The 6,390-nt window shown below is 37.4% G+C and carries 7 protein-coding genes; all 7 read right to left on the bottom strand.

Annotated features, from left to right (window positions below):
• Window positions 1–201: 201 nt before the first annotated feature.
• A complete protein-coding gene (locus tag A0F92_RS10415) occupies window positions 202–744 on the bottom strand; it encodes a DUF420 domain-containing protein (RefSeq protein ID WP_068245371.1) in 543 nt (180 codons plus the stop codon).
• Between the two features lie 34 nt (window positions 745–778).
• A complete protein-coding gene (locus A0F92_RS10410) occupies window positions 779–1,600 on the bottom strand; it encodes an SCO family protein (protein WP_068245368.1) in 822 nt (273 codons plus the stop codon).
• Window positions 1,601–1,704: 104 nt separating this feature from the next.
• The gene (locus A0F92_RS10405; RefSeq protein WP_068245402.1) at window positions 1,705–2,142 is read right to left on the bottom strand and encodes a cytochrome C oxidase subunit IV family protein; all 438 of its coding nucleotides are present in this window, start codon (window positions 2,140–2,142) and stop codon (window positions 1,705–1,707) included.
• 31 nt (window positions 2,143–2,173) lie between these two features.
• Window positions 2,174–2,848 (bottom strand): cytochrome c oxidase subunit 3, encoded by a 675-nt coding sequence (locus A0F92_RS10400; RefSeq protein ID WP_068245365.1) that lies wholly within the window; start codon window positions 2,846–2,848, stop codon window positions 2,174–2,176.
• Window positions 2,849–2,928: 80 nt separating this feature from the next.
• Complete coding sequence (locus A0F92_RS10395; RefSeq protein WP_253810355.1) at window positions 2,929–3,510, bottom strand: cytochrome c oxidase subunit 3; 582 nt, start codon at window positions 3,508–3,510, stop codon at window positions 2,929–2,931.
• Window positions 3,511–3,543: 33 nt separating this feature from the next.
• Window positions 3,544–4,455 carry a heme o synthase gene (cyoE, locus tag A0F92_RS10390; RefSeq protein ID WP_068245358.1) on the bottom strand — a complete coding sequence of 304 codons (912 nt, stop codon included), beginning with the start codon at window positions 4,453–4,455 and terminating at the stop codon, window positions 3,544–3,546.
• A gap of 94 nt (window positions 4,456–4,549) precedes the next feature.
• Window positions 4,550–6,367 carry a cytochrome c oxidase subunit I gene (locus A0F92_RS10385; RefSeq protein ID WP_068245355.1) on the bottom strand — a complete coding sequence of 606 codons (1,818 nt, stop codon included), beginning with the start codon at window positions 6,365–6,367 and terminating at the stop codon, window positions 4,550–4,552.
• Between the last annotated feature and the right edge of the window lie 23 nt (window positions 6,368–6,390).

Raw genomic sequence — 6,390 nt, 5'->3', positions numbered from 1 at the left:
AGCAACTCAAAAGCCCGTATGCAATGTGGATAAATGTTGGCTCACTACATTTTTTTTGAAATCCATCAGCACCCAAAGACCCTATTGAGTTATAGAAGATTTTGAAAAAGCAGGTGTCAAACTCAAGCGTAATTGATGATTGCGTTGTAAATTTCAAATGCCATTTCTGGGACCCTTCCATTGAATTAGATATTGTGTAGTTTATTGGTAATAAGGACTAATAAACAAGTACACAATAGGGCCGGTAACCGCCACATACAGCCACAGCGGCCAGGTATAACGGGCCAATTTTTTATGCAATGAAAACTCGGCAGTTAAAGCCCGGTAAGCGGTAAATAAAATGAAGGGCAATATAATGGCAGCCAGAAAAATATGGGTAAATAAAATAAACAGATATATAACCTTAATAGAACCGGTGCCTCCAAATTTTGTTTCGCCGGCCAACAGATGATGCGCAATATAACTAACCAAAAACAACACAGAGAGTATAAGTGCTGTGATCATTAATTTCTTGTGTAATAAATAATGTTTTGTTTTTACTGCTACCAATGCTACAATAAGCAATATTGCAATAATGGTATTGACTATGGCATTAAAAGCAGCAAATAAATGAACATTAAAACCAAGGTTAACCGTTAATTTAAAATTACTCAGCAATACTACTGCAGCAAATACTACAAAGGAAAATACACCAATCAGCAGTTTTGCCTGTTTATCATTTTTTTTGATAATTGCACTTAACATTTTTAAATTGAATTTTCAGCTATAAACGAAAAAATTAGGTGTTTTGTTTGGGAATACCGGATTTTCTGGTTAAAGCATATACAAAGATGATGATCATCAACACTATAATTACCCAAAGCCATTTTAATGCAATAATAGAAGCAAACACCTCACTTTTTTGCGATTTGTCTTTTTCTAACATCAATAACCCAATATCTTTAGCCAGTTTACCCAATGCCACCGTATCTCTTCCATCATATAAACCACGAACAATATAATTTTTATCTAATAAAATAAAAGAGGGTGTATGTAAAAAAGCAGTATCTACATTGTGCCCGTCAATTAATCCTATCTTTAATTCATCGAAAGCAAAATCATAAATTTTCTTTTTCGGACCGGTTAGCATCCACCAGTTATCCGGATTTACGCCATATTGATTGGCATAGGCTTTTAATGCCTGTACACTATCTCTTTCCGGATCTACTGAAAAAGAAATAAACTGTACAATTGAAGAGTCTACCACCTTTCTGCCTTCTTCATAATTAGAAAATGACTGTTGTAATTTGCACATGTTACGGGTTAATACCGGACAGGGATATGGACATCTGGTAAAAAAGAAATCCAATACCGTTATTTTACCGGGTTTATCGTACAAACTCACGGTATCGCCCAACTGATTAACTAATGTAATATTGGCCGTGTGATGCCAAAAACTGTCAGTAACCTCTTTCCCATTCACAATTCGGGTAGCAACACTGTCTAACAATAATTTTCTGGGCATTACTACTGCCTTATCGCTGAAAGATTTCAACATTAAATAGCTAACCAACGGAATGAGTATAGCTATTAGCAGTGCCAAAATGGCTTTTTTATTCATGGTGCAAAGGTAATGTTGTATAAATGAAACAACCATTGCTGGTAGACAATGGTTGCTAAAATAGGTGTTAAAAAAATATAACAATCTTATTCTATCGCTTCAAATTACTCTACCGCTTTTTTCAATTCAATGGTTCCTTTTTCGTGTTCACCATGTACTTTTTGTTGTACCGGAATATTGCTCTCCTGATCGTAAGGTGCATATTTATTGCGTAATTCTCTGAAAGAGTTACCATCGGCCAAAAAAGCAATGATAAACCAAATGAACAAGCCCAAAGGCAATACAATGGTCATGATTAAATTTCTGATTTCATGTTTTAAGTGCATGAAATAAGCTACAATGTAAAAAGCTTTTGCCAGCATCAAAATCAAAATTATTCCTTTGATCAAGTGCCGTGAGAAACTTTGCTCAGACATATTTACCATTGAATAACCCAATGCTAATTCAATAATGGTAAGCACACTCAAAATAATAGTTACCCTGTACACTTCTTTACGGGCTGCTACTGCATGAGCATCATCTAATATTCTTAAATCTTCCATATAATTATTTTTTGATAATGAATTCAATTGATTATACCAGATAAAAACAGGTAAATACAAATACCCACACCAAATCTACAAAGTGCCAGTATAAGCCAGCTTTTTCAATCATTAAATAATGGCCTTTCTTTTCAAATGTATTATTTAATGCCATAATCAGCATAATCACATTAATAACCACCCCACTAAATACATGAAAACCATGAAACCCGGTAATGGTAAAAAAGAAATTAGTAAAGTTAGTGGTTGATTGTGTCCCGTCGGCATTTATGAACGGATTACGGCCCCACCAGGCACCTTCGTGAAATAAGTGTGTCCACTCCCATGCCTGACAACTTAAAAATGCCAAACCGCCAATAATGGTAAATATTAAATTAATGACAACGCCTTTTTTATTCATGTTTTGTCCTGCCTGTACCGCCAATACCATGGTAACAGAACTTAGAATCAAAATAAATGTCATTAAACTAACAAACAGCAATGGGTAACCGCTACCTAAGCCGGGAAAAGAATTAAACACATGATTGGGGTCAGGCCATCCCTGGGTTGCAAAACGGGTGGTTCCATAAGAAATGAGTAAGGCACCAAACGTAAATGTGTCACTCATTAAAAAATACCACATCATAATTTTACCATACTCTACGTTGAAGGGGCTTTTACCGCCACTCCACCACTTGGTTGTTGCAGTTGCTGTTGTTGTTGACATGTTGGTTTCTTAAATTACGTTCGCAAATTTATTGGCTAATGTTTAAAAATCGTGCACAAATTGCATATTTTTTAAACCACTTATCTGGCTACATACAGAAATATATACAAATAAATCCAAAGTATATCTACAAAATGCCAGTAAGTACTTACTATTTCAATGGGAACCGGGCTATAAGATTTTACTTTTGTTCTGAATGCCCTGAAGAAGGTGATGAGTAATGCAACCACCCCACCCAACACATGCAGCACGTGCAATCCAATAATTACTACCAGAAAGGAAGCTGCTGCATTACTGCCCGGGCCTATTAATAAAACCCCATGATTGGCCATTCCTTTAAAACCTATATACTGCAAATAAGCAAATACCAGCCCCAATATAACCGTAATGGTTATTAAGTTTTTGTATTGCAGCATTTGCCTGGCTTTAAAAGCCCTTAATGCCAGATACATGGTAATACTACTAATTATAATAACGAAGGTTGAATAGAGGAATACCGGCGATAGTTGCACATCTTCCCAATTGGCCTGATTTCTTTTTACGATATATGCACTGGTTAATCCGGCAAACATCATACAAATGCTGCCAATGCCCATCCACATTAAAAATTTATGGGGATGTATTTTTTTACTACGGTTAGATGTTTCTGTTACTGCCATCATCACATATTCAATTTAGGTATACAATAAATAATTTTATGCGCCGGGTATTTTATCGGCTAATAATGCAAATAATACAATCGGTAAATAAATATAACTACTAAACATTACTCTACGTGCTGCTTTTACAGTCATTTCTCTGTACAACCGAACCGACTGAAACACCATGAACAAGTTGCAGGCTAATAAAATCCACATACTCACCTGGCCCGACATATTTAAATATGCCGGCAATAAACCCACCGGAATCATGAGCACACTGTACATGATAGTTTGAAGCGCTGTATATTTTGTAGGTCCTTTTTCGTTGGGCAACAGTTTAAACCCTGCTTTTGAATAATCGTTATGTGCTACCCAGGCAATGGCCCAAAAATGCGGGAACTGCCACAAAAACTGAATGGTAAATAAAACCCATCCTCCGGCTGTAAAAGCATCTTGTCCGGCAACCCATCCAATTAAACAGGGCAATGCACCCGGAAAACCGCCAATTAAAACTGCAATGGAATTCACTTTTTTTAATGGCGTATAAATAAAGGCATATAAAAACAAGCTGAAAGCAGATAACAATGCAGATGACAAATTAAAAAAATACCACATCATAGCCACTCCAATTACCCCACTGATGAAAGCGAAGATATAAGCCTCTTCAGCACGCATTCTGCCACTGGCAACCGGTCTTTTTAAAGTACGCTTCATTAAGGCATCGGTATCTTTTTCAACTGCCTGATTAATGGCATTTGCGCTTCCAGTAATCAATAAGCCGGCAACAAACAATAAAACAATCATGCCCCAATTATATACAACTACTTTTGGCGCCATCAGGTAACAGATAACACAGGAAAACACGACAGTAAAGCTGAGGGTAAATTTCATTAATTGAAAATAATCCTTCACTTTGGCTACCAGTGCAAATGAAACAGAAGTAGATGTATCAATGGTTTTAGTCATGTTCATTTTAGTAAAAGCCAATGCCCTGACATCTCAGGGCATTGCACATATTTTAGGTGAAGCCGAGATAGTTACTTCACTAAGTTATTCAAAATTAATGCTGCGATTCATCCGCTCCAACAGGTTCTGTTTGTGGAATAAACTCTCTTCCATCTTTGTTATAATCATAAGCCCAACGGTGTACTTCCGGAATTTCTCCTTCCCAGTTACCGTGTCCGGGATTAATTGGAGTTGTCCATTCCAATGTATTGGCGCCCCATGGATTTTTAGTGGTTACTTTTCTTCCCTTGAAAATGGAATAGAAGAAATTAAAGATGAATAAAAGTTGTGTAGCAAAAGTGATGATTACAACTGTGCTGATAAACCTGTTTAATTCTGCAAATTGTTTGAAACTTTCCCAGCTGCTGTAATCATAATAACGACGAGGCATACCGGCTAAACCTTCATAGTGCATGGGCCAGAAAATCAGATAAGCACCGGCCAATGTAATCCAGAAATGGATATATGCCAATGTATTGTTCATGTAACGACCATACATTTTAGGGAACCAGTGGTAAATACCGGCAAACATACCAAACATAGAAGCCACGCCCATTACTAAGTGAAAGTGTGCAATTACAAAATAAGTATCGTGTAAGTGAATATCTAATGCAGAATCGCCCAGCCAAATACCGGTTAATCCGCCTGAAATAAACAAACTAACAAAACCTATGGTAAACAACATGCCAGGCGTAAAGCGAATATTACCACGCCACAAAGTAGTTAACCAGTTAAATACTTTAATAGCAGAAGGTACCGCAATCAATAAGGTTAAGAGTACGAAAACAGAGCCCACAAAAGGATTTAATCCGGATACGAACATGTGGTGCGCCCATACTAAGAATGAAAGTATACATATGGCAAACAAAGAACCAATCATGGCCATGTAGCCAAAAATGGGTTTTCGTGCGTTTACCGACATAATTTCAGAAGCCATACCCATTGCAGGTAATAATACAATATATACTTCAGGATGGCCCAGGAACCAGAATAAATGCTGGTATAAAATGGCGGTACCCCCCTCATTGGGCAAAGCTCCTACCCCATTGATAAATATATCGGATAAATAAAAGCTGGTACCAAAGTTTCTGTCGAAAATCAATAATATGAAGCCGGAAAATAAAACGGGAAAAGAAAGTACGCCAATAACAGCAGTAAAAAATAATGCCCAGATAGTTAAGGGCAACCTGGTCATGCTCATACCTTTGGTTCTCATGTTTAAGATCGTAGCTATATAATTTAGCCCACCGAGAAGTGAGGATACCACAAATAAAATAATAGAAATTAGCCACAGATCCATACCAGATTTAGAACCGGGTGATGCATCGCGCAAAGCACTCAATGGCGCATAGGCCACCCAACCGCCACTAAATGGACCGGTTTCAACAAAAAGTGAAGAAAGCATAACAAGCCCGGCTGCTAAAAAGAACCAATAAGACAACATATTCATAAAGGGCGAAGCCATATCACGGGCACCAATTTGCAGTGGTATTAAAAAGTTGGCAAAAGTACCGCTAAGGCCGGCAGTTAATACAAAGAAAACCATCACGGTTCCATGTATGGTAACCAAAGCATAGTAAGCCTGTGGGGTAATACGGCCATCTTCTACCCAAAATTTTCCCAAAACATCCTGCAACCAGTAAAAATGTGAATCAGGATAACCCAATTGTAATCGGAATAATACGCTCATTAATCCACCCAGGAATGCCCAAATAATACCTGTAATCAGGAACTGTTTAGAAATCATTTTATGGTCGGTACTAAAAATGTACTTTGTAATAAACGACTGATGGTGTTCATGATGTTCATGATGCTCGGATGCTAATTCGGTGCTAAGTCCGGCGCCGGCTCCCAGTGCAATTTCGTTACTCATAACTTTACAGTTTTAAAAGTTCT

It is taken from the genome of Hydrotalea flava, assembly GCF_001623405.1.
Taxonomy (GTDB): Bacteria; Bacteroidota; Bacteroidia; order Chitinophagales; family Chitinophagaceae; genus Hydrotalea; species Hydrotalea flava.
The sequence above is the reverse complement of the archived record's forward strand: the minus strand, read 5'-3'. Positions and strand labels throughout refer to the sequence as shown.

What these genes read in the sequence shown, in the direction of transcription:
- A0F92_RS10395 (WP_253810355.1), bottom strand. Translation starts at nt 3,510, where the DNA reads ATGATGGCAGTAACAGAAACATCTAACCGTAGTAAAAAAATACATCCC.
- cyoE (WP_068245358.1), bottom strand. Translation starts at nt 4,455, where the DNA reads ATGACTAAAACCATTGATACATCTACTTCTGTTTCATTTGCACTGGTA.
- A0F92_RS10400 (WP_068245365.1), bottom strand. Translation starts at nt 2,848, where the DNA reads ATGTCAACAACAACAGCAACTGCAACAACCAAGTGGTGGAGTGGCGGT.
- A0F92_RS10415 (WP_068245371.1), bottom strand. Translation starts at nt 744, where the DNA reads ATGTTAAGTGCAATTATCAAAAAAAATGATAAACAGGCAAAACTGCTG.
- A0F92_RS10385 (WP_068245355.1), bottom strand. Translation starts at nt 6,367, where the DNA reads ATGAGTAACGAAATTGCACTGGGAGCCGGCGCCGGACTTAGCACCGAA.
- A0F92_RS10405 (WP_068245402.1), bottom strand. Translation starts at nt 2,142, where the DNA reads ATGGAAGATTTAAGAATATTAGATGATGCTCATGCAGTAGCAGCCCGT.
- A0F92_RS10410 (WP_068245368.1), bottom strand. Translation starts at nt 1,600, where the DNA reads ATGAATAAAAAAGCCATTTTGGCACTGCTAATAGCTATACTCATTCCG.